The following is a 22,294-nucleotide window of genomic DNA, read 5'->3' as shown; positions in this document are numbered from 1 at the left end:
GGGAAGGTAAACCTACTGCCTACTGCCTACTGCCTACTGCCTACCGCCTACTGCCTACTGCCTACTGCCTACTGCCTACTGCCTACTGCCCACTGCCTACTGCCCATCCGGCCAATAGACGCGCAGGCGATGATTGTCCGGATCGAGCGCCACGAAGGTGCGGCCGAAATCCATATCGGTCGGCGCCTGCAGGATATTCAGGCCGCGCCCCGCCCAGTCCGTATGCGTCGCATCAACGTCGCCCGCATCCGCGGCCGCGATCACGAGCTCGCTGCCACCGCCCGCTGCCGCCGCAGCCGGTTCCACCGTGTGGCGCGACCAGAGGCCGAGCTTGAAGCCCTTGTCGAGCACGAACATGACGAACGTCGGCGAGGATTCGACCGGCTCGCGTCCGAGCAGCGAAGCGTAGAACGCGCCGCTCTTTTCCGGACTGTCGACATAGAGGATGACGAAATTCGGCGTGGTCATATCTGATCTCCAAAGTGTCTGGACCTTGGAGACCATACGCGGACCTGCTGTCAGATTCTGGCAGCAGCGATCAGCCGGAAGCGTCTTTCGCGCCGTTCCGGTCGGGCGCGTCAAGGCCCGCCCGCCACTCCTTCAGCATCGCCTGTCGGCGTCGCGGATAACGGATGCCGGTCGTTGCCAGGCCGGACATCCGGTCGGCGCGGAAATGGCGGAAATCCTGGCGCGTTTCGCACCACGCCACCATCACCCGCACCTTGTCGAAGAAGGCGAGCGCGAACGGCCAAACCAGGCGCTTCGATGCCGCTCCCCCGGCGTCACGGTAGAGGAAGCCAAGCTTGCGCTCGTCGCGGATCGCCTGCCGCACGATGCCGAGGTCGATCGCTTCGGCATTTTCCGAGCGCGGTCCGACAAGCAGCGTCGTGGCGTCGAGATCGTCGCGCAGCTCATCCGGCAGCACCGCCGCGATCTTGGCCAGCGCATCAGCCGCGGCGGCCGCCAGCCTTTTGTCCGGCTGCTTCGCCACCCAGCGCGAGCCGAGCACGATGGCCTCGATCTCCTCGTCGGTGAACATCAGCGGCGGCAGCATGAAGCCGGGCTTCAGCACATAGCCAAGCCCCGCCTCGCCTTCGATCGGCGCGCCCTGCCCCTGCAGCGTCGCGATGTCGCGATAAAGGGTGCGGATCGACACGCCGATTGCATCCGCAAGCGTGCGGCCGCTCACCGGCCGGCGATGGCGGCGCAGGATCTGGACGAGGTCAAGCAGGCGGGCTGAACGGGACATGAATGGCTAACCGGCGTGCCGGACAATAGGGCTGGCCTGCACATCACGGCAAGCAGTCCGATGCCAGGAACGCCGGCTGACCATTGCCGTTTTCTCCACAATGGAGATGCGCGGAACCCTGTTCTGGTCGGTGCTGACCGTTTTCATTGCGGCGCTCAGCCTTGGGCCCTCCTTTGCCCATGTGCTGGAATCGCTGCCGAGGCTGACGAAATGGTCGCCGGCGCTGTGGCGAGAGGCGACGGTCTTCAACGGTCAGTTCCTGCTTTTTGCCGTCATCGGAGCGCCGCTCGATATCGCAGCGATCCTCTGTCCGGCGCTGCTTGCCTGGATACTGCGTGCGGACCCGTTTGCCGTCCGGTTCGTCCTCGTCGCCGCATTGCTTTATGCGGTCTCGCTGGCGCTTTGGTTCGGCCTCGTCAGACCGGCAAATGCTATCCTCGCGACCTGGACGCCGGGGCCAATTCCAGAAAACTTCGAAGCCGTCCGACTGCGTTGGGAAACCGGCCACATGGCGGTGACGGCGGCGAAGGCGCTTGGCTTCATTTCGCTTTGTTTCGGCCTGCTCGGCGTCAGGCATGGTTGATGACCCCACCATTGAATGAGCCGGGCTTTGTTGCGCCGGTGGGCTTAGCTGTGGCAGAAGCGGGCCGAACCGCCGGAGATGATCCTTCTTGAAATCTTTTCGGGACAAACGCCGCGATGGCCGCCCGCATCCCGCAAGGGCGGAACAGCCCCGCCCGCGTGAGGCGTTAGCGGCCGGACGGCAGCAGGCCGCGCCCGCCGAGCGCCGCGAAACCAAACCGGCGGACCGGCAGGAAGCCAGGCCGGCGCCGCGCGTGCTTGCGCGCCGCGAGGGCACGTTGCCCGCCGAGCGCCTGCCATTGATCCTCGAAGTCGCGCCCAATGCCGATTACGCCCTGCTGGACAGCGGCGCCGGCGAGAAGCTCGAGCAATACGGCCCCTACCGCATCGTGCGGCCCGAAGGCCAGGCGATCTGGCAGCGGGCCCTTCCGGCGAAGGAGTGGGAGCGCGCCGACGCCATCTTCACCGGCGACACCGACGAGGAAGGCATCGGCCGCTGGCGCTTTCCGAAGGCGCCGCTCGGCGAAACCTGGCCGATGAAGCATGACGGCATCGACTATCTCGGCCGCTTCACATCCTTCCGCCATGTCGGCGTCTTTCCGGAACAGGCCTCGCATTGGGATCATATGGCCGGCCTGATCGCGGCGGCGAAGCGTCCGGTCAAGGTGCTGAACCTTTTCGGCTATACGGGTCTCGCCTCGCTGGTGGCGGCCCGCGCCGGCGCCGAGGTCACCCATGTCGATGCCTCGAAGAAGGCGATCGGCTGGGCGCGCGAGAACCAGGAGATGGCCGGGCTTGCCGACAAGCCGATCCGCTGGATCGTCGAGGACGCGGTGAAATTCGCGGAACGCGAGGAGCGACGCGGCAGCCGCTACGACATCGTGCTGTTCGACCCGCCGGCCTATGGCCGCGGCCCCAAGGGCGAGGTCTGGCAATTGTTCGAGGATCTGCCGGGCCTCACCGACCTTTGCTGCTCGATCCTGACGCCAAAACCGCTCGCCGTCGTTCTCACCGCCTATTCGATCCGCGCCTCCTTCTTCGCCATCCATGCGCTGATGCGCGATACCTTCGCCGGCATGGGCGGCACGGTCGAATCCGGCGAACTGATCATTCGCGAGAAATCGGCCGGCCGCGCGCTGTCGACCTCGCTGTTCTCGCGCTGGGTGGCCTGAATGACTGCACATGACGGCGTACGCCTGGTCGGGCAGGTCAAGGAAGTCACCAGCCTTACCAATCCGCTGGTCAAAGACATCAAGGCGCTGGCGCTCAAGAAATTCCGTGACCAGCAGAACGCCTTCATGGCGGAGGGCTTGAAGCTGGTCATCGACGCGCTCGACCTCGGCTGGTCGATCAGGACCTTGGTCTTCGCCAAAGCCGGACGCGGCAACGCGGCCATCGAAAAGGTCGCTGCGCGAACCGTCGCCGCCGGCGGCACGGTTCTGGAGGTTTCGGAAAAGGTGCTCGCGGCCATCACCCGCCGCGAAAACCCGCAAATGGTGGTCGGTGTCTTTGCCCAGCAGACCGTACCGCTGAAGGACATCCGCGCCAGGGACGGCGATGTCTGGGTCGCGCTCGACCGGGTCCGCGACCCCGGCAATCTCGGCACCGTGATCCGCACCGTCGATGCCGTCGGCGCCAAGGGCGTCATCCTGGTCGGCGACACCACCGATCCGTTCTCGCTGGAGACGGTGCGCGCCACCATGGGCTCGATCTTCGCCGTGCCGGTCGCCAAAGCGACCGAGCAGGCCTTCCTCGCCTGGCGGCGTGATTTTTCCGGTCTGGTCGTTGGAACGCACCTTAAGGGCGCGGTCGATTATCGCTCGGTCGATTTCTCCAGGGGACCGGTCCTGCTGCTGATGGGCAATGAGCAGCAGGGACTGCCCGACAACCTGGCCGAAAGCTGCGATCGGCTGCTTCGAATCCCCCAGGCCGGCCGCGCCGACTCGCTCAACCTGGCGGTCGCCACCGGCGTGATGCTGTTCGAGATAAGGCGCGGCGCGTTGAAGCTCGAGCCTGCCACCGACATGCGATGAGGACTGCCCGATGAGGACTGCCAAGTGAAATCCTGGTCCCCTTACGTCGTGCTGGTCGTCATTGCCATTGCGCTCGACCAGTGGATCAAGCAACTGGTCGAGAACGGGCTCGCCTTTCAGGAGAAGATCGACCTCCTGCCCTTCCTGGCGCTGTTCCGCACTTATAACACCGGCATCGCTTTCTCGATGTTCCAGTCCTTCGGCGATACCGGCCTGGTGGTCATCGCCGTGCTGGTCGTTGCCTTCGTGCTCTATCTCGCCACGCGCACGCCGGCCGGCCATGTCGTCGCCCGTATCGGCTTTGCACTCATCGTCGGCGGCGCGCTCGGCAACCTCATCGACCGCGCCGTCTACGGCCACGTCATCGACTATATCCTGTTCCACACGCCCGTCTGGTCCTTCGCGGTCTTCAATCTGGCCGACGCCTTCATTTCCGTCGGCGCGGCACTTGTCGTCTTCGACGAGCTGATCGGCTGGCGGCGCGAAGCCAAGTCCCAGGATCTTGGCAATTGACCTCACGCTGTTGAAGCCGCAGATTTCTCAACAGCCAGAACCGAGGAGAAAACGTGACCGACACCTTCAAAGCCATCCTCGTTTCGCGCGATGCGGACAAGAAGCAGTCGGTCGATGTCGTCGACCTCACCGAGACCGACCTGATGGAAGGCGACGTCACCGTCGCCGTCGAGGCGACGACGGTGAACTACAAGGACGGGCTCGCCATCACCGGCAAGGCGCCGGTCGTGCGCCGCTGGCCGCTGGTTCCTGGCATCGATTTCGCTGGCACTGTGATCTCCTCCTCGCATGCCGACTGGCGCAAGGGGGACAAGGTGATCCTCAACGGCTGGGGCGTCGGCGAGACGCACTATGGTGCTTATGCCGGCCGCGCCCGCGTCAAGGGCGACTGGCTGGTGCCGCTGCCCGAGGGCATGAGCGCGCATGATGCGATGGCCGTCGGCACGGCGGGCTACACGGCAATGCTCTCGGTCATGGCGCTGGAGCGTCACGGCATCGTGCCGGACCGCGGTCCGGTGGTGGTGACGGGCGCTGCCGGCGGCGTCGGCTCGGTCGCCATCTCGATCCTGTCGAGCCTTGGCTACCATGTCATCGCCTCGACCGGCCGCAGCGCCGAAAGCCCCTATCTGATCGATCTCGGCGCGGCCGAGGTGATCTCGCGCGAGGAGCTCGGCCAGCCGGCGAAGCCGCTCGCCAAGGAGCGCTGGGCAGGCGGCGTCGACTCGGTCGGCAGCCATACCTTGGCCAACGTGCTGTCGATGACATCCTATGGCGGCGCGATCGCCGCCTGCGGCCTCGCCGGCGGCATGGACCTGCCGGGAAGCGTCGCGCCCTTCATCCTGCGCGGCGTCTCGCTGCTCGGCATCGATTCGGTGATGGCGCCGAAGGAAGTCCGCCTGGAGGCGTGGCGCCGCATCGGCGCCGATCTCGACTTGAAGAAGCTGTCGACATTGTCGCGCACGATCGGTTTCGACGGCATTGTCGCCGCCGCGCGCGACATCGTCGAAGGTAAGATCAGGGGCCGCGTCGTCGTCGATATGTAGCTGGAGATCGCCGTCTCGCCCGCATAAGGGGGGCCGGAATGCGCGCAATCGCTAAAATTCGAACGATCCCTCCCAGTCTTCCATAATTTCTGTCTGGCATGGTCTGCGCATGGTCGCGGACTCCGACATCAGACAGGATAGCAAAGCCGCGGGCGCTGACAGGCTCATCCCCGATGCGCCGAAGCGGCAGGTGCTTGTCGCGCCGCCGCTGGCCCCCGAATTGCCCACGGCCAGCCACGAAGGCTTGCCGTTCCCGATGATCGTCGCGATCGCCGTCATGGCAGGGCTCGCGCATCTCACCGGAGCGCCGCTCATCATCACCGCCGGCCTCGCCGCCATAGCCTTTGCGGGCCTGGCCACGCATCTGCGCAGCCGTCGCGACGAGCGTCGCACCGCAGCGCTGCTCGACGAGACCGCCGCCCGCAGCCGCGCCGAGATCGAAACCCTCGCCGACCGCATGTGGGAGATGCAGGAGAGCGAGGAGCGCTTCCGCGGCCTCATCGATGCGCTTGGCGACCTCGTCGTCCATCGCGACCGCGACGGCCATATCGTTTATGCCAACAGCGTCTTTGCCTCGCTTGTCGAGCTCGATGCGCGCGATCTTGCCGGCAAGACCTTGGCCGAGCTTGGCATCGATGTCGGCGTCGTTCCCGACGCCGCCTTCTCCGATCATGAATGCCTGAGTTCCACCGATGTCGTGATCCGCACCCCGAACGGGCCGCGCTGGTTCTCCTGGATCGAATTGTCGGTGCGCGACAAGGACACGGGCGCGGTCTCGCATCGGGCGATCGCCCGCGACATCACCGCCCGCAAGCGCGCCGAATCCTCGCTGATCACCGCGCGCGAGCGGGCCGAATATGCCAGCCAGGCCAAGTCGCGCTTCCTCGCCACCGTCAGCCATGAGATCCGCACGCCCATGAACGGCATCATGGGCATGGCGAAGCTGCTTGCCGATACCGACCTTTCGCCCGAGCAGCGCACCTATGTGGGCGCCGTTTCCACCTCGGCCAGCGCGCTGCTCGCGCTCATCGAAGACCTGCTCGACTATTCCAAGATTGAGGCCGGCCGCTTCGAGCCCGAGCCGCAGCCGACCTCGCTGCGCGAAATCGCCGACAACATCATCGAACTTCTGGCCGCAAAAGCCTTCGCCAAGAACATCGGCCTTGGCTGCCATGTCGAGCCGGACGTGCCGCAGATGATCACCGCCGACCCCGGCCGCGTGCGCCAGGTGCTGCTCAACCTCATCGGCAATGCGGTGAAGTTCACCGACACAGGCGGCGTGCTGCTCACCGTGGCGCGCGCCCGCACCGAAACCACCGACCGCATTTGCTTCACCGTCGCCGACACCGGCCCGGGCCTGCGCGAAGAGGACATGGAGCGCATTTTCGAGGAGTTCGAGCAGTCCGACGGCACCTCGACGAGGGTGCATGGCGGCGCAGGCCTCGGACTTGCCATCTCGAAGCGGCTGGTGACGGCGATGGGCGGCACGATCTCGGTCTCGAGCCGGCTCGGCGAAGGATCCGAATTCGTCCTCGAGCTTCCGGCGGTCGCAGCTACCGAGCCGCCGCCGCATCGCCACAACATCCTTGCCGACCGGCGGGCGGTGATCGTGTCGAAAAACACCACCGAGGCCGATGCCATCGCCCGCGCGATCAGGGCCCATGGCGGCATTGTCGAGATCGCGGCGACGCCAAGCCAGGCCGCTGCCCTCGCCGCCGGCTGCAACGTGCTCCTGATCGACGCCGCACTTGAAAACAGCGACGGCAGGCTGCTCAAGCGGTTGCGTGACTCGGGCTTTGTCGACTGCGAGGCCATCACCCTGATTGCGCCGACCGACCGCGGCATGCTTGGCGAATTCCGCGCCAGCGGCTACGCCACCTTCCTTGCGAGACCCGTGCGCGGCGAGACCCTGCTGCGGGTGCTGTTGACCAGCCATGGCTCCGCGCTCGCCCAGCCACGGCCGGCGCCGCGCGAGACTTCCTCGGCGCGCAAGCGCAATCAGGGCCTGTCGGTGCTGATCGCAGAAGACAATGACATCAACGCCATGCTGGCCCGCGCGACGTTGCTCAAGGCCGGGCATCGCGTCAAGATCGTCGGCAACGGCAAGGCCGCGGTCGATGCCGTTACCGACGCCGGCCTCAAGTTCCGTTTCGATGTGGTGCTGATGGACCTGCATATGCCTGTCATGGACGGGCTCGACGCGATCGCCGCCATCCGTCGCCACGAAGAGTCGCTGGCCATGCCGCCTATTCCGATCATGGTGCTTTCGGCCGACAGCCAGGAAAAGACCCGGCATGCCGTCCTCGCCCATGGCGCCAGCGGTTTCGTGACCAAGCCGCTCGACCCGGCCGCGCTCGTCCAGGCGGTCGAGGGCCAGGTTGCCGCCTGAGGAAATTTTTAACCCTTGAACGCCTTGGCTTACCTGGCTTTCGCGGCCACAAGATAGCCGGTTGAGAGTATTGCCCAGCCGACAAAGTATTGCCCGCCACGCCGTATCACGGTACTGTCACAATCCTGTTGCACCTACACCGTATCCCCGTGCCAAGAGGGATGGCTCGAAGGAGAATCACTCGTGCATACAGTCGTGCCTGAATGTGACACTCGGCCGAATGCTGGCGGCGCCTTGCTCGCTGCCCGTAGCGCCGACGCCGTCGCAAGCGGTGCTCCGCTGGGCCGCATCGGCAATCTCGAAGTGCGGCTTGCCCGCAACGAGGCCGAGATCGCCGCCGCCCAGGAAGTCCGCTATCGGGTATTCTATGACGAACTTGGCGCGAGGAAGGATCTGTTCCAGGACCGGCGCGACGCCGACCGTTTCGATCCGCTCTGCGATCACCTTCTTGTGTTCGATACCTCCCTTCCCGGTCCCGAGCATCGCCGCATCGTCGGCACCTACCGTTTGCTGCGGCAGGAGATCGCCACCGCCGCCGGCGGCTTCTATTCCGAGGGCGAGTTTGAGCTCACCAAGCTGATCGCGCGGCATCCCGGCCAGCGCTTCCTCGAGCTCGGCCGTTCCTGCGTTTTGCCGGAATACCGCTCCAAGCGCACCATCGAGGCGCTCTGGCAAGGCATCTGGGCCTATATCAATCACTACGGCATCGGCGTGATGACCGGCTGTGCTTCCTTCCATGGCATCGTGCCGGCTGCGCATGCCGAGGCGCTGACCTATCTCGCTCATCATTGCCGCACCAACTCCGCTTGGGATGTTCGCGCGGTTCCGGGACGCTACTGCTCCATGGATCTGATGCCGATCGAGGCGGTGAACACCAAGGCGGCGATCGCCGCCATGCCGCCGCTGGTCAAGGGTTACCTGCGCGTCGGCGCCCGCATCGGCGACGGCTGCGTCATCGACCACGAATTCTCCACCGTCGACGTCTTCGTCGTCATGCCGGTCAAGGAGATCGGCGCCCGGTACGTCAACTACTATGGCGGTGAAGGGCAGCGCTTCGCGGCGTGATTCCAGTGAATGGTGAATGGTGAATGGTAGTAGCCAGCGAAGCTGGTTCACCCACCGATATGTATTCACTATTCACTATTCACTATTCACCACTCGCTCCCTCAGGGAATATCTTCCGGCCTTCGCCCCGGCCGGCTCTTATAGGCCGGAAACGACCAGCCGAACCTGAGCGCGCCGCCCCGCACCAGGAACGCAGCCGCAAATCCGAGCAGGCTGGACGCCACGGCCGGCAGACCGGCAAGATCGCCTAGGGTGAAGATCGTCGCGCCGGCAAGGGCGGCCGTGACATAGATCTCCGGCCTGAGCAGCACCGAAGGCTCGCCGGCAAGCAGGTCGCGCAAGATGCCGCCGAAGGTCGCCGTGAGCACGCCCATGACGACCGACACGACAGGAGAGCCGGTGATCGCCAGCCCCTTCGCCGCGCCCATCACCGAGAACGCGGCAAGGCCGATGGCATCGAGCCAAAGCAGCAGCTTGTAGCGGGATTCGAAGCGATGGGCGCTGAAGAACACCAGCACCGCGACCACGGCGCAGATCAGCACATAGCCGCTGTTGGCGACCCAGAACACCGGCAGGTTGAGGATGACGTCGCGCAGCGTCCCGCCGCCGATGCCAGTGACGCTGGCCAGGAACAGGAACCCGATAATGTCGAGCTCCTTACGCGATGCGGCAAGCGCGCCCGTCGCCGCAAAGACGGCGACGCCGGCATAGTCGAGCAACGCGATGGGATTCATGGCTGAGCGAGTAGTGAGTAGCGAATATGAGTAGGGAAATAGCACGAAGCCGCAGATAAATATCAGCCCCTACTCACTATTCCCTATTCGCTACTCACTCTCACGCATCCTTCTCGGCCTGCTCGTTCACCGGGCCCGGCTCGACCTTCGCCTCGGCGGCCGCCTTCGGACCGCCCTTGGCGACGCCGACCATCGCCGGCCGCAGCACGCGTTCGCCGATCGAATAACCCGGCTGCACCACCTGGACGACGGTCCCGGCCGGAACTTCCGGATTGGGTACCTCAAACATCGCCTGGTGGAAGTTCGGATCGAACTTCTCGCCTTCCGGCGCGAGTTTCTTCACGCCGTGGCGCTCCAGCGCCGAAAGCATGGCGCGTTCGGTAAGATCGACACCTTCGATCAGCGCCTTGAACCCGGCGTCGCCGCTGGCTTTCGCCTCGTCAGGGATCGCATCGAGCGCGCGGCGCAGATTGTCGGAAACCGACAGCATGTCGCGCGCGAAATTGGCGACGGCGTAGGCGCGGGCGTCCTGAACGTCGCGCGCGGTGCGCCTCCGCAAATTCTCCATTTCGGCCGCCGTGCGCAACGCACGGTCCTTCAGTTCCTCGTTTTCCTTCAGCAGCCGCACGAGCGCTTCGTAGTCGCCGTCGACGCCACCTTCCGCACGCTCGCCGGAAGGCTGGGCGGTGGCTTCCATATCTTCGGGCGTGCGTTCGTCTTTTGCCTGGTCGCTCATCGCGTTTCCCGTCATTCGGATTGGTGTGGATTTGCGCCCGATATCGAGGTTTGGAGGGCAAAAATCAAGGGGTAAGCGCTGGCCGAGGACGTCCATCATCGTTCCAAATTAATTCAAATTTTACCGTATCACGCGGCTTTGCTTGCCCCCAGATGCGGTTGCGGGAACCATAGGCGGGCTGGAGGAGTTTCGAAGCCGACACAGGATTTTGGGACGATGAACGGCAACAACGGCCAAAGGCGCGCTGAACTGGCCAACGATATCAGGCGACAGGCGGGCAGCGAAGCGACCAAGCGCTTTCTGCGCACCTTGCCGGCATTTCGCCTGGAAAAGGAGATGCCCCGGCGGCTGAGCGACTTGCTGGACCGCCTCGACGAGGCCGAGGCCGAGAATGCGGGCGGCGGGCAGCCCTCAATAGCCGCACGTCGCAATTGACGAGTTTCAGGCCGCCTTGCGGTCGTCACGCATCAGCGCTTCGCCGTGGCGGATCTCAGTGCCAAGCACCTTCAGGCATTCCCGCATGAAGGCGGCAAGGCCCGGCCATCCCTTGGCTGAAACCAGATTGCCGTCGACATGCGCGCCGGTCGGGGCGACATCGATATAGGTGCCGCCGGCAAGCGTCACTTCCGGCTCGCAATAATGCAGCGCCGCCACTTCCCTGCCGCGCACAACGCCGTCGACCGCGATCAGGATCTGCACGCCGTGGCAAATCGTGAAGATCGGCTTGCCGGTCTCATGGAAATGCCTGACCAGCGCCTGCACGCGCTTGTCGATGCGGATATATTCAGGTCCGCGCCCGCCCGCCGCATAGACCGCATCGTAGTCGGCAGGGTTCACTTCGGCGAAGGTCTTGTTGAGGATGTAGTCGTGGCCGAGTTTTTCGGTATAGGTCTGGTGGCCCTCGAAGTCATGCAATGAGGGTCTTGAGGACGTCACCGGCCTTCTTGTCCGGGCACACGACATGGACGGTGTGCCCGACCGCGTGCATGGCCTGTTCGAAGACGAAAATCTCGTACTCCTCGCTGAACTCGCCAACGAGCATCAATATCTTCTTGCCTGCCATGCTTTCCTCCCTTAGCTGCCGATTATTCATGACCCGAAATAACGTGCCCCATCCTAAGGGCAGGTCGGCAGAAGGGAAAGCTTGAACCGCCAAAGTGGTCTGACCAGAACGAGGCAGCATGCGTTCCAGCCCTATTCTGGGCCGAGTTGACCGGCAAAATACGCGATGCTGGTCGGACCAAGGCGATACTCTTGCGGGGGGTCAGCCGGGGCGCTTGCGCCGCCAGGAATATTTCGGCCCCTTGGGCTCCGCCTCCACTGCTGGCTGATAGTACACCGGCAGTCCGCCGGTCCGCCCTTCCTCCAGGCGCTTCAACAGCACCGGATTGGAGACCTCGAATTCGTCGAAACCGAGCCGCAGCATGTGCGGCAGCTGGTCGACGAGAACCTGGCCGGTGGCGCGAACCGCGCCCTTGAAATGATGCCGGGTCCGCAGCAATTCGCCCTTGGAAAAAGAACGGCCGTCATTGAAGGCCGGGAAGGCGAGCGCCACCAGCGACAGTTGATCCAGCAGGCCGGTTATCTTGTCGAGTTCGTCGCCGGGCTGCAGCAACACCCCGAGGCGCTCCTTGGCGGATTTGCGGACTTCTTCATCCAGCCCGAGAAAAGCCTGCAGCGGCAGGATGAAACGGCCATTGCCGGCAAGCGCCTCGGCGCTTTCGGCGTGCGTCCACTCGTCCTCGCGAAAACCGCCCGGGGTCCAGAGGCGGGTCCCCGCCGTCGTCGATCCAGTCATCAAAATTCCTAAAGTCCCAAAGATTTCGAGGCGAACCGGCAGGGCCGCCAGCAACCGGAAGCCGCTTGCGGACCGGCATACCGTGAATAGCGATATACCCTAAAGTGAGGCGTCGGTCAGCGACTTCTCTAACCCCGACAAATGAATGCCGCACTCGGTCTTGGCGTGCCCCGCCCAGCGGCCGCTGCGCGCGTCCTCGCCGGGCTGCACCGGCTGCGTGCAAGGGAAGCAGCCGATCGAGAGATAGCCATAGGCGACCAGCGGATTTTCGCGCAGCGCATGCGCGCGCATATAGTCTGCCTGGTCCGATGTCGTCCAATGCGCCAGCGGATTGATGCGGATGCGCGAGCCAACGGCCTCGAAGACGGGCAGTGCCGCGCGCGTCGAAGCCTGGAAGCGCTTGCGCCCGGTCAACCAGGCGCGGAACGGCTCGACGCCGCGCGCCAGCGGCTCGACCTTGCGCACATTGCAGCAGGAATCGGTGTCGGTCTCGTGCAGCCGGCCGGTCGGATCGACACGGTCGAGCGCAGCCTCCTCAGGCTTGATCACCCTTATGTCGGTCAGGCCGAAATCGGCCACCAGCGCATCACGATAGCCGAGCGTCTCCTCGAAATGCTTGCCGGTATCGAGGAAGATGACAGGGAGCGAACGGTCGATCTCCGAAATCATGTGCAGAAGCACCGCCGAATCCGCGCCGAAGGACGACACGGCAGCGACCTCGCCGCGAAACAGATCACGCGCCGCGCGCTCGATGATCTCGATCGGCTTTAGATGGCCGTGCAGCGCGTCGAGCCCCGCCGCTTCCGCGGCGACGCCCGTCTCCACGCTGCCGGTGCGGTCAAGCGGCCTTGGTTTCGCCAGCATAGAGCGCCTCCTTGAACGGCGCGGGACCGACACGGCGGTAGGCGTCGATAAAACGTTCGTCGGGATTGAGCCGAAGGCCGAGATAGGTATCGACGATCTGCTCGATGGCATCGGTGATTTCTTCCGAGGAGAAGCCGCGGCCGATGATCTCGCCGACGGACGTATTTTCGTCGGCCGAACCGCCAAGCGTCACCTGGTAGAGCTCGGTGCCTTTCTTCTCGACGCCAAGAATGCCGATATGGCCGACATGGTGGTGGCCGCAGGCATTGATGCAGCCGGAGATCTTCAGCTTCAGCTCGCCGATCTCGCGCTGCCGCTCCAGCGAGGCGAAGCGGCGCGAGATTTCCTGCGCCACCGGAATCGAGCGCGCCGTCGCCAGCGCGCAATAATCGAGGCCCGGGCAGGAGATGATGTCGCTGATCAGATTGGAATTGGCGGTTGCCAGGCCGATCTCGACCAGCGCGTCATAGACTGCCTTGAGATCGGCGCGCGCCACATGCGGCAGGATAAGGTTCTGCTCGTGGCTGACGCGCAATTCGTCGAAGGCGTATCTCTCGGCGATGTCGGCCACCGCTTCCATCTGGCTGTCGGTGGCGTCGCCGGGCACCTCGCCGATGCCCTTGAGCGAGATCGTCACCGCCGCGTAGTCGGGGTGGCGATGCGTCACGACATTCTGATCGAGCCATTCCGAAAAACTCTTGGAATCGAGCCTTGCCTGTTTCACCACATCATCGCCTTCCGGACGGGGAACCAGCGCCGGCGGCGCGAAATAGGCGTTGATGGCCTGGATATCGGCTTCCGGCAGCTTGAGCTCGGCATCCTTCAGCGCCTGCCACTCAGCTTCGACCTGGCGGGTGATCTCCTCCACGCCGGTCTCGTGCACCAGGATCTTGATGCGCGCCTTGAACTTGTTGTCGCGGCGGCCATAGAGGTTGTAAACGCGCAGGATGGCCGTGCAGTAGGACAGCAACTCGGCCTCCGGCAGGAAGTCGCGGATTTTTCTTGCCACCATAGGCGTGCGGCCCTGGCCGCCGCCGACATAGACGGCGAAACCAAGCTCGCCGGCGGCGTTCTTCTTCAGATGCAGGCCGATGTCGTGCGTCTGGATAGCGGCGCGGTCGCGCTCGGCGCCAGTCACGGCGATCTTGAATTTGCGCGGCAGATACGAGAACTCCGGATGCACGGACGACCATTGGCGCAGGATTTCGGCATAGGGCCGCGGATCGGCGACCTCGTCGGCTGCGGCGCCAGCGAAATGGTCGGCGGTGACGTTGCGGATGCAATTGCCGCTGGTCTGGATCGCGTGCATCTCGACGCTCGCCAGATCGGCCAGGATCGCCGGAATGTCCGACAACGCCGGCCAGTTGAACTGGATGTTCTGGCGCGTGGTGAAATGGCCGTAACCCTTGTCATATTTGCGGGCGATATGGGCCAGCATGCGCAATTGCCGGCTGTTCAACGTGCCGTAAGGCACCGCGATGCGCAGCATATAGGCGTGCAGCTGCAGATAGACGCCATTCATCAGCCGGAGCGGCCGGAACTGGTCCTCGGTGATTTCGCCGGCAAGCCGGCGCTGCACCTGGTCGCTGAACTCGGCGACACGGGCGTGTACGAAATCCTGGTCGAACTCATCGTAACGGTACATGCTTCGTCTTTCCGGGCGCGTCCGCCCGCTGCTTTCCTTGGGTTTAAGCCGCCCGTGCCGGTTGCGGGCTCGCCTGCTTGCCGAGATCGGTGCGGATGGTCGGGCCCGCGGCGCGTATCTTTTCGCGCAGCCGCACCGGTTCGACCAATCCGTCGACGATCGCAACGTCGATGATGTTGACGTCGACCACCTCATTGTTGGCGGCCGCCGCGGCGCCGATCGCTTCCAGCCGGTCCTCCGCCGTCTTGTCATACGCGATATCGGCATGGCCGACCGTCTCCGCCCAGCCGCCGGCGGCGTACCAGACGGCGATGCCGTCGGAGAGCCTGTTCGCGGTGAGAACCTTCATTGCTCAACTCCTTCGGCCACGGCTGAAGCCGCACACTCATGCCTATGTGCCGCGAGCGGCTCGGATTGTTCGAAATTGGCGCCGGCGACGGCGTCGCCGATGATCGTCATCACCGGTCCGGTGAGATCGGCGCGCGCCTCCAGCGACGGCAGGTCGGCAAGCGTGCCGTGGAAACGGCGGCGGCCGGCGAGACTGGCATTCTCGACGACGGCGACCGCGGTGTCCGGCGACAGCCCCGCTTCGATCAGCCGCCCCGCGACTTCCGCCGCGACCGAACGCCCCATATAGACGGCGACCGTCGCGCCGGAGATGGCAAGCTTTGCCCAGTCGGGCAGCGAGTTGCCCTTGAGGTCGTGGCCTGTGGTGAACACCATCGAGGACGAAACGCCGCGCAGCGTCAGCGGCAGTTCGAAATCGGCGGCGGCGGCGAAGGCGGCGGTGACGCCCGGAACCACCTCATAGGCGATCCCGGCCTCGCGCAGCGCCGCCATTTCCTCGCCGGCCCGTCCGAACACCAGCGGGTCGCCGGACTTCAGCCGCACCACGCGCTTGCCGGCGCGGCCAAGTTCGATGAGCAGCGCGTTGATCTCTTCCTGGCTCTTGGAATGACAGCCCTTGCGCTTGCCGACCGGCAGGCGCTCGGCGTCGCGGCGGCCCATGGCGACGATCGCCTCCGGCACCAGCGCGTCGTAGACGATGACATCGGCCTCCATCAGAAGGCGATGCGCGCGCAAAGTCAAAAGATCTTCCGCGCCCGGACCGGCACCGACCAGCGCAATATGTCCCTCGACCGGAGCATCCTGGGCCAAGAGGTCGAGCGCCGCGCCATGCGCCTCGGCGAGGTCGCCTGCCTCGATTGCCTTGGCCGGCGCGCCGGCGAAGAAATCGCTCCAGAAGCGGCGGCGGCGACTGCCCTTCGGCAGGCTCTCGGCGGCGGCCCGGAACGTCGCGGCAAGTGCCACCAGCCGGCCGAGCGATGGCGACAGCATGCGGTCGATGCGCCCGCGCAGCATTTGCGCCAGAACCGGTCCGCCGCCCTCGGTGCCGATGGCAATCGCCACCGGCGCGCGGTTGACCAAGGCCGGGGTGAAGAAATCGCAGAGGTCCGGACGGTCGACCGCGTTGACCGGGATGCCCAGCCGGCGCGCGTCCTCGGCTACGCTGCGATCGAGTGCTTCGTCGCCGCTCGCAGCGAACACCAGGGCGGCGCCTTGGAGATGCGCGGCCTCATAGGCTGCGTTGATGTGGACGGCGCCGGTCGATGCGATGAAATCCAGCAGCCCGCCACTGGCATTGTCGGCGACGATACGCAGCACCGCGCTCGATTGCGCAAGCAGCCTGGCCTTGGCAAGCGCCTCCTCGCCATTGCCGACGATGGCTACGGCTTCGCCGTCGACCCGCATGAAGACGGGAAAGGCATTGAGCTTGGTATTGGTTTGCGACATGGCGACGAGCAATATTGGAACAGTTTGGCAGTTTTACGCGGGCTGGCCAAAAACCAGAAGGCAAGCACTCGCGCACTGCCGAACGGCAGGCAATCGCTTTTTCGCAGCCGCGAAGAGCAAGAGAAAAAAATTCTACTTTAAGAATGAGACGGCCAGAGCGGCATGGGAAACCGCTTTGATCCGTCGCAATTTTTAGCGTCTTTGCCGGAAGGCCGCAAAACAGTTTTTCTAAATTCTACTAACTTAGTAGATTAAGCCGACCTTGCCGGTCGGCGCCCCAGCTTCGCCTTGCGGGAGCAGTCGAGGGCATCATCCCGGATCGGAACCATCATGCTGCGCGGCTCGTTTGCCTAGCGATCATCCTGTCGATCCCGAGTTCCATCGATCGACAACAATGCAAGCAAGGAGGAACGCCATGAGCGTCAAGCTGAAACACGGAGTGTGGGTCGTCGTGGCTGATGGCGAAAAGGCGCTCTTCCTGCGCAACCAGGGCGACAGCAAGTTCCCGAACCTGGAGGTGGTGCAGGAGATGGAGCAGGAGAACCCCCCGACGCGCGAGCAAGGCAGCGACAAGCCGGGCCGCCAGAGCAACGAGGGTCCCCGCAGCGCCGTCGAAGAAACCGATTGGCACCGTCTCGGCAAGGAGCGCTTCGCCGTCGAGATTGCCGACCGGCTCTACAAGCTTGCGCATCGCGGCGCGTTCGATGCGGTCGTGCTGATCGCGCCGCCGCAGGTGCTTGGCGAGATGCGCCAGAAACTGCACAAGGAGGTGGGCGAGAAGGTGCAAGCGGAAATCCCCAAGACGCTCACCAACCACACGATTTCCGACATCGAGAACCTGTTGCAAGCGGCATAAGGCGCCGAAAAAAAGCTGCTTCGAGCCTGGATCGCGTCCCGAAGCCGTCTCTTTGTCGGCGCGGCGCCGGTTTCCGGTGCGCGCCGGCTTCAGCATCGAATTCTGCGCGGCGGCGGTTGCATCATCGCCGCTGCGTCCATCATATTGCCGAAGGCGAGGGCCTCGGCGGGCGCCTATCCGACATCGTGAATTTTCGAAAGGCGCTCCATAGACAATGCCGCATGACACGCCCCTTATCGCCACCATCGTCGCCGGTCTGGGGCTTGCATTCGTCTTCGGGGCGTTAGCCAACCGTTTCCGCATCCCGCCGCTCGTCGGCTATCTTGTCGCCGGCGTCCTTGTCGGTCCGAACACGCCCGGCTTCGTCGCCGACGCCAGCCTTGCCAATGAACTCGCGGAAATCGGCGTCATCCTTTTGATGTTCGGCGTCGGCCTGCATTTTTCGCTGAAGGACCTTCTGTCCGTCCGCGCCATCGCCGTGCCGGGCGCCATCGTGCAGATCGGCTTTGCGACCTTGCTCGGCGTCGGACTGGCATGGCTGCTCGGCTGGTCGCTGGGCGCCGGCCTGGTCTTCGGCCTGGCGCTTTCAGTCGCATCGACCGTGGTGCTTTTGCGCGCCATGCAGGAGCGGCGGCTGATCGAGACCGAGCGCGGCCGCATTGCCGTCGGCTGGCTGATCGTCGAGGATCTGGCCATGGTGCTGGCGCTGGTGCTATTGCCGGCGCTCGCCGGCGTGCTTGGCGGGCAGCCGCAGGTCGACGACCATGCGAGCCTGCTTTCGCTGCCCGCCAGCTACGGCATTTGGGGCGTGGTCGGCGTCACGCTTGCCAAGGTCGCCGCCTTCGTCGTCGTCATGCTGGTGGTCGGCCGCAGGGTTATTCCGTGGATCCTGCATTACGTCGCCCACACCGGCTCCCGGGAATTGTTCCGGCTCGCGGTGCTGGCCATTGCGCTCGGCGTCGCCTTCGGCGCGGCGAAGCTTTTCGGCGTCTCGCTGGCGCTCGGCGCCTTCTTCGCCGGCATGATCATGAGCGAATCCGAGCTCAGCCACCGCGCGGCGGAAGAATCGCTGCCGCTGCGCGACGCCTTCTCGGTGCTGTTCTTCGTCTCGGTCGGCATGCTGTTCGACCCTTTCAGCCTGATCAGCAACGGCCTGCCGATCCTCGCCACCTTGGCCATCATCATCATCGGCAAGTCGATCGCGGCTTTCGTCATCGTGGTCGCCTTCCGCTATCCGATCGCCACCGCGCTGATGACTTCGGCGAGCCTTGCCCAGATCGGCGAATTTTCCTTCATCCTGGCCGAGCTTGGCGTCGGCCTGAAACTGTTGCCCGAGCAGGGCCGCGACCTGATCCTCGCCGGCGCGATCCTCTCGATCCTGCTCAATCCGCTGATGTTCCTCATTGTCGACTGGATGAAGCCGTGCCTGGAAAGGCGCGCCGGCAAGGCCACGCCGGTCGAAGAGCAAAGGCCGGTCGGCCCGGCGACCGAGCCGGGCCAGGTCGCGTCGCTCCAGGCGGCTCCTGGCAAGGAAGATGGCCCGCCGCCCAAGACCGCGCTTGCCGGCCATTCCATCCTGATCGGCTACGGCCGCGTCGGCAACCTGGTGGGCGCGGCGTTGAAAGAAGCCGCCCTGCCCTTTCTGGTCATCGAGGATGCCGACAAGACGCTGGCCAAGCTGCGTGACGACGGCTTCGAGACCATCGCCGGCAATGCCGCCAATGTGGAGGTCTTCGCAGCGGCCAATCCGGAGGGCGCCAAGCGGCTGATCCTCGCTATCCCCAACGCTTTCGAGGCGGGGCAGGTTGTGCTCAGGGCTCGCGCGGCCAATCCGGCGATCGATGTCATTGCTCGCGCCCATTCCGACGCCGAGGTCGAGCACCTCAAAGGGCTCGGCGCCGACATCGTGATCATGGGCGAGCGCGAGATCGCCCGCGCCATCGTCGAGGTGGTAACCGGCACGGCCACGGATCCGGCCGGGCCTGCCATGGAGATCAACCCGCAGCCCGCTTGATGGAAGTCAGGCCAGGAACGCGGAACCGCCATTCTGCGCGATGTCGCTGAGATATTTCGCCGGCGGCTTGCCCAGCGCCTTCTTGAACATGGTGATGAAGGCGGTGACCGATTCATAGCCGAGATCGCCCGACACCTGCTGCACGCTGGCGCCGGAAGACAGCTCCCTGAGTGCCACGATCAGATGCAGCTGCTGGCGCCAGCGCCCGAAACTTAAGCCCGTCTCCTTCACGACGAGGCGCGCCAGGCTGCTCTCGCTGAGCGCCAGGCGGTCCGCCCACTCCGCCAGCGTGCCGCGATCGGCAGGGTCGTCGGCCAGCGCTTCGGCGATCCGCCGCAACCGCGGCTCGGCCGAGATCGGCAAATGCAATTGCTGCACAGGCATACGCGGCAGTTCGGCGAGCAGCACGCTTCCCAGGAAGTTGCCGCGCGCATCGTCCGGCGCGCAGTCCGACAGTTCGATGATCAGCTCGCGCAGCAGCGGCGAGATCGAAAGCGTGCAGCACCGATCCGGCAGGTCGGCGGCGCCCGGCTCGATATAGACGAAGAAAATCCGGGCATTGACCGTTGCGATGTTGCTGTGTTCCATGCGGCTCGGCACCCACACGCCGCAATGCGGCGGCACCATCCAAAGCCCGCTCGGAACGCGACAGGTGACGCCGCCGCCGAGCGCGAAGACGAGCTGCCCCTTGCGATGCCAATGCTCGCGCACCTCGGCCCTGGTCTCTGTGACATCGACGCCAACGGCGATCGCCGGCGCGGCCACGTCGTCGACGTCAAATCCAGCCTGGGCCAGCGAAGCGGCTGTCTCATCCTTGATGTCTTTTAGCGATCATCTGGCTTTATCTCTAAATTTTTCAAGCGCGAAAGTCGATAGGCTCCAGCCGTTTCGTCAATCGACTCCCAAAGCCAATTTCGAAAGGAGGGGCCTGTGCTCGCTCTCGCCATTTCTTCCGACAGCCCTACCCGGCTGAAGCTCACCGGAGCCGAGGAGCCAAGCTGCAATGGAAATGAAGCATTGGTGGCTGTTCATGCAACTTCGCTGAATCGTGGTGAGCTGCGCCTGCTCGGCATACGTCCCGACGGCTGGATACCTGGCCAGGACATCGTCGGCATTGTCGAGCGCGCGGCCGCCGATGGTTCAGGCCCGGCCGCGGGCACGCGCGTTGCGGCCTTGGTCGACCAGGCCGGCTGGGCTGAACGGGTGGCCGTTCCGACCGATCGTCTCGCCGTCGTGCCGGACGCGGTCAGCTTCGCCGACGCAGCCACGCTTCCCGTGGCGGGTACGACGGCGCTCAGGACGTTGCGCCATGGCGGCGATCTCACCGGACAGCGGGTTTTGATCACCGGCGCGAGCGGCGCGGTCGGCCGCTTCCAGATTCAAATCGCCCGCGAGCAGGGCGCTTCGGTGACAGCGATCGCTTCGGCCCGGCACCACGATGATCTTCGCGAACTGGGCGCCGAGCAGGTCGTCGAGTCGATCGAACTCACCGAGGGAGCGTTTTCATTGATCACCGAGTCGGTCGGCGGGAAAAGCCTCGCCGACGCGATCGAACACGTCGCGCCCGGCGGGACAATCGTTATGTTCGGCTCGAGCAGCGGCGAGCTCACGCCGATCGGATTCCGCCAGTTCGTTCCAGGCCACGAAGGCGCGCGGCTTCAGACCTTCGCCTATTACGCGTCCGGTTCAGCCATCGGCGCCGACATCGCCGCGCTGCTCGATCTCGTCGCGGCCGGCAGGCTCGAAACGCGCGTGGCCATGACCGTGCCGTGGACGGACATCGGCCAGGCCCTGGACGCTCTGCGGCAACGCAGCTTCAGCGGCAAGGCTGTTGTCACCATGGCTTGACGTCAGCCAATCACACGTGCTGGCCGCCATTGATGTGGATTTCCGAGCCGGTCACGTAGGACGCCTGGCCCGAACACAGGAAGAAGATGATGTCGGCGACTTCCGAGGTGGCGCCGAGGCGTCTGAGCGGGATTGTCTCGACGATCTTATCGGTGCCGGGCGACAGGATCGCCGTGTCGATCTCGCCCGGCGCGATGGCGTTGACGCGGATGCCGTGCGGGCCGAAGTCATGCGCCATCTCGCGCGTCAGCGAGCCGAGCGCCGCCTTGGATGTGGCATAGGCCGTGCCGGCGAAGGGATGCACGCGGGTGCCGGCGATCGAGGTGACGTTGACGATCGAGCCCTTGGCGGCGGCGAGTTCCTTGAACAGACCTCTCGCCAACATGATCGGCGCGAAGAAATTGACCTGGAACACGTCGCGCCAGACATGCATAGGCGTGTCGATCGAATTCATGCGGCTGCCGTCTTTCAGCTTCGGCGAGATGCCGGCATTGTTGACCAGCGCGTGCAGCTGTCCGCCATGCGCCTCCAGCCGGTGACGGATTTCCGAAACGGCGATACCGACATCCTCCTGGTCGGCGAGGTCGACCTTGATGTGGTCCTCGGGACCGGCCGGCCATGGACAGTCCTCGGCAAAGGCCTGGCGCGAGCAGGTGATGACGCGCCAGCCCTCGCGCGAAAAGCGCTTCACCGTTGCATGGCCGATGCCTCGGCTGGCGCCGGTGAGCACTATGGTTTTTCTGCTGTCGGTCTCGGCCATGTCGCGGTCTCCGGCGCGTGATCTAGCCGAATATGGTTACAATGGCGAGAGGCCGCTAGGAGATCGCAAGATCGGCCGGCAATTGCCATTCAATAGCAAGTCGGGCACGCCGCACGCAGGCCGAGATTGAGAAGAAAAACCAGACCCGACAACGTCCAGAGCACCACTAGAAAAGTTCCCCGCGACCGTCTGGCTAGGCGCGCAATGCCCCAGGCCAACCCGTAAGGCAATAAAAGCCCAGGATGACGGAGCCGTATATCGCCCCGACTCTTTCCTGATCGAGGTATCGAGGATCGGGGTAATAGAGATATGGCAGGTGTCGAATGGCCACGACACTGACCGTCATCCCGGCCAGCAAGAGCCACTGCCAC

Annotated in this window: 21 protein-coding genes and 2 pseudogenes; 11 read left to right on the top strand and 12 right to left on the bottom strand. The window is 64.7% G+C overall.

Annotated elements, in window-relative coordinates:
- Positions 1-96: 96 nt before the first annotated feature.
- Together LB553_RS13280 and LB553_RS13275 are read right to left on the bottom strand one after the other, a co-directional pair.
- A complete protein-coding gene (locus LB553_RS13280) occupies positions 97-468 on the bottom strand; it encodes a VOC family protein (RefSeq protein WP_224513822.1) in 372 nt (123 codons plus the stop codon).
- Between the two features lie 70 nt (positions 469-538).
- Positions 539-1,249: a helix-turn-helix transcriptional regulator gene (locus LB553_RS13275; RefSeq protein ID WP_224513820.1), complete on the bottom strand. Its 711-nt coding sequence runs from the start codon at positions 1,247-1,249 to the stop codon at positions 539-541.
- A gap of 106 nt (positions 1,250-1,355) precedes the next feature.
- Here LB553_RS13275 and LB553_RS13270 point away from each other — a divergent pair, with 106 nt between their 5' ends.
- The 7 genes from LB553_RS13270 to LB553_RS13240 all read left to right on the top strand — a co-directional run bounded on the left by LB553_RS13270 (position 1,356) and on the right by LB553_RS13240 (position 8,874).
- Entirely contained in the window at positions 1,356-1,832 is a 477-nt protein-coding gene (locus tag LB553_RS13270) for a DUF1772 domain-containing protein (RefSeq protein ID WP_412033334.1), read from the top strand.
- An 88-nt stretch (positions 1,833-1,920) separates the two neighbouring features.
- The gene (locus tag LB553_RS13265) at positions 1,921-3,003 is read left to right on the top strand and encodes a class I SAM-dependent rRNA methyltransferase (protein ID WP_224513816.1); all 1,083 of its coding nucleotides are present in this window, start codon (positions 1,921-1,923) and stop codon (positions 3,001-3,003) included.
- Positions 3,004-3,864: a TrmH family RNA methyltransferase gene (locus tag LB553_RS13260; protein WP_224513814.1), complete on the top strand. Its 861-nt coding sequence runs from the start codon at positions 3,004-3,006 to the stop codon at positions 3,862-3,864. It abuts the gene before it with no gap.
- A gap of 24 nt (positions 3,865-3,888) precedes the next feature.
- Positions 3,889-4,377 carry a signal peptidase II gene (gene lspA / locus LB553_RS13255; RefSeq protein ID WP_224513812.1) on the top strand — a complete coding sequence of 163 codons (489 nt, stop codon included), beginning with the start codon at positions 3,889-3,891 and terminating at the stop codon, positions 4,375-4,377.
- 53 nt (positions 4,378-4,430) lie between these two features.
- Positions 4,431-5,420, top strand: coding sequence for an MDR family oxidoreductase (locus LB553_RS13250; protein WP_224513810.1), 990 nt, complete (start codon positions 4,431-4,433; stop codon positions 5,418-5,420).
- 109 nt (positions 5,421-5,529) lie between these two features.
- Positions 5,530-7,809 (top strand): PAS domain-containing sensor histidine kinase, encoded by a 2,280-nt coding sequence (locus LB553_RS13245; protein ID WP_224513809.1) that lies wholly within the window; start codon positions 5,530-5,532, stop codon positions 7,807-7,809.
- Between the two features lie 183 nt (positions 7,810-7,992).
- Positions 7,993-8,874 (top strand): GNAT family N-acetyltransferase, encoded by an 882-nt coding sequence (locus LB553_RS13240; RefSeq protein ID WP_224513806.1) that lies wholly within the window; start codon positions 7,993-7,995, stop codon positions 8,872-8,874.
- Positions 8,875-8,975: 101 nt separating this feature from the next.
- Here LB553_RS13240 and LB553_RS13235 read toward each other — a convergent pair whose 3' ends face one another.
- Positions 8,976-9,608, bottom strand: coding sequence for a trimeric intracellular cation channel family protein (locus LB553_RS13235; protein WP_224513804.1), 633 nt, complete (start codon positions 9,606-9,608; stop codon positions 8,976-8,978).
- A gap of 100 nt (positions 9,609-9,708) precedes the next feature.
- A complete protein-coding gene (gene grpE / locus LB553_RS13230; protein ID WP_224513802.1) occupies positions 9,709-10,344 on the bottom strand; it encodes a nucleotide exchange factor GrpE in 636 nt (211 codons plus the stop codon).
- 216 nt (positions 10,345-10,560) lie between these two features.
- Here grpE and LB553_RS13225 point away from each other — a divergent pair, with 216 nt between their 5' ends.
- Positions 10,561-10,779, top strand: coding sequence for a hypothetical protein (locus tag LB553_RS13225; RefSeq protein WP_224513801.1), 219 nt, complete (start codon positions 10,561-10,563; stop codon positions 10,777-10,779).
- Between the two features lie 6 nt (positions 10,780-10,785).
- Here the strand turns inward: LB553_RS13225 and LB553_RS13220 are convergent.
- The 6 genes and pseudogenes from LB553_RS13220 to cysG form a co-directional block, all read right to left on the bottom strand.
- Positions 10,786-11,407 (bottom strand): annotated as a pseudogene (locus LB553_RS13220) (DJ-1/PfpI family protein).
- 201 nt (positions 11,408-11,608) lie between these two features.
- On the bottom strand, positions 11,609-12,142 hold the full coding sequence (locus LB553_RS13215) for a DUF934 domain-containing protein (protein WP_224513799.1): 534 nt from the start codon (positions 12,140-12,142) through the stop codon (positions 11,609-11,611).
- Between the two features lie 99 nt (positions 12,143-12,241).
- Entirely contained in the window at positions 12,242-13,006 is a 765-nt protein-coding gene (locus tag LB553_RS13210) for a phosphoadenylyl-sulfate reductase (protein ID WP_224513797.1), read from the bottom strand.
- The gene (locus tag LB553_RS13205; protein ID WP_224513795.1) at positions 12,981-14,651 is read right to left on the bottom strand and encodes a nitrite/sulfite reductase; all 1,671 of its coding nucleotides are present in this window, start codon (positions 14,649-14,651) and stop codon (positions 12,981-12,983) included. The genes LB553_RS13210 and LB553_RS13205 overlap by 26 nt, the downstream gene beginning before the upstream one ends.
- A 43-nt stretch (positions 14,652-14,694) precedes the next feature.
- Positions 14,695-15,000 (bottom strand): DUF2849 domain-containing protein, encoded by a 306-nt coding sequence (locus LB553_RS13200; protein ID WP_224513793.1) that lies wholly within the window; start codon positions 14,998-15,000, stop codon positions 14,695-14,697.
- The gene (cysG, locus tag LB553_RS13195; protein ID WP_224513791.1) at positions 14,997-16,445 is read right to left on the bottom strand and encodes a siroheme synthase CysG; all 1,449 of its coding nucleotides are present in this window, start codon (positions 16,443-16,445) and stop codon (positions 14,997-14,999) included. The genes LB553_RS13200 and cysG overlap by 4 nt, the downstream gene beginning before the upstream one ends.
- A 415-nt stretch (positions 16,446-16,860) precedes the next feature.
- Here cysG and LB553_RS13190 point away from each other — a divergent pair, with 415 nt between their 5' ends.
- Entirely contained in the window at positions 16,861-17,301 is a 441-nt protein-coding gene (locus tag LB553_RS13190) for a host attachment protein (protein WP_224513789.1), read from the top strand.
- A 214-nt stretch (positions 17,302-17,515) separates the two neighbouring features.
- Entirely contained in the window at positions 17,516-19,315 is a 1,800-nt protein-coding gene (gene ybaL, locus LB553_RS13185; protein WP_224513788.1) for a YbaL family putative K(+) efflux transporter, read from the top strand.
- 6 nt (positions 19,316-19,321) lie between these two features.
- Here ybaL and LB553_RS13180 read toward each other — a convergent pair.
- Positions 19,322-20,127, bottom strand: a pseudogene (locus tag LB553_RS13180) (AraC family transcriptional regulator).
- A gap of 118 nt (positions 20,128-20,245) precedes the next feature.
- On the opposite strand from LB553_RS13180, the gene LB553_RS13175 reads away from it, so the two are divergent.
- Positions 20,246-21,163: a zinc-binding dehydrogenase gene (locus tag LB553_RS13175; RefSeq protein ID WP_224513786.1), complete on the top strand. Its 918-nt coding sequence runs from the start codon at positions 20,246-20,248 to the stop codon at positions 21,161-21,163.
- 10 nt (positions 21,164-21,173) lie between these two features.
- Here LB553_RS13175 and LB553_RS13170 read toward each other — a convergent pair whose 3' ends face one another.
- Positions 21,174-21,923, bottom strand: a complete 750-nt coding sequence (locus LB553_RS13170) for an SDR family NAD(P)-dependent oxidoreductase (protein ID WP_224513785.1) — start codon at positions 21,921-21,923, stop codon at positions 21,174-21,176.
- Between the last annotated feature and the right edge of the window lie 371 nt (positions 21,924-22,294).

This window comes from Mesorhizobium sp. CA8, assembly GCF_020164955.1.
Lineage (GTDB): Bacteria > Pseudomonadota > Alphaproteobacteria > Rhizobiales > Rhizobiaceae > Mesorhizobium.
This window is presented reverse-complemented; position numbering and strand designations above follow the sequence as displayed.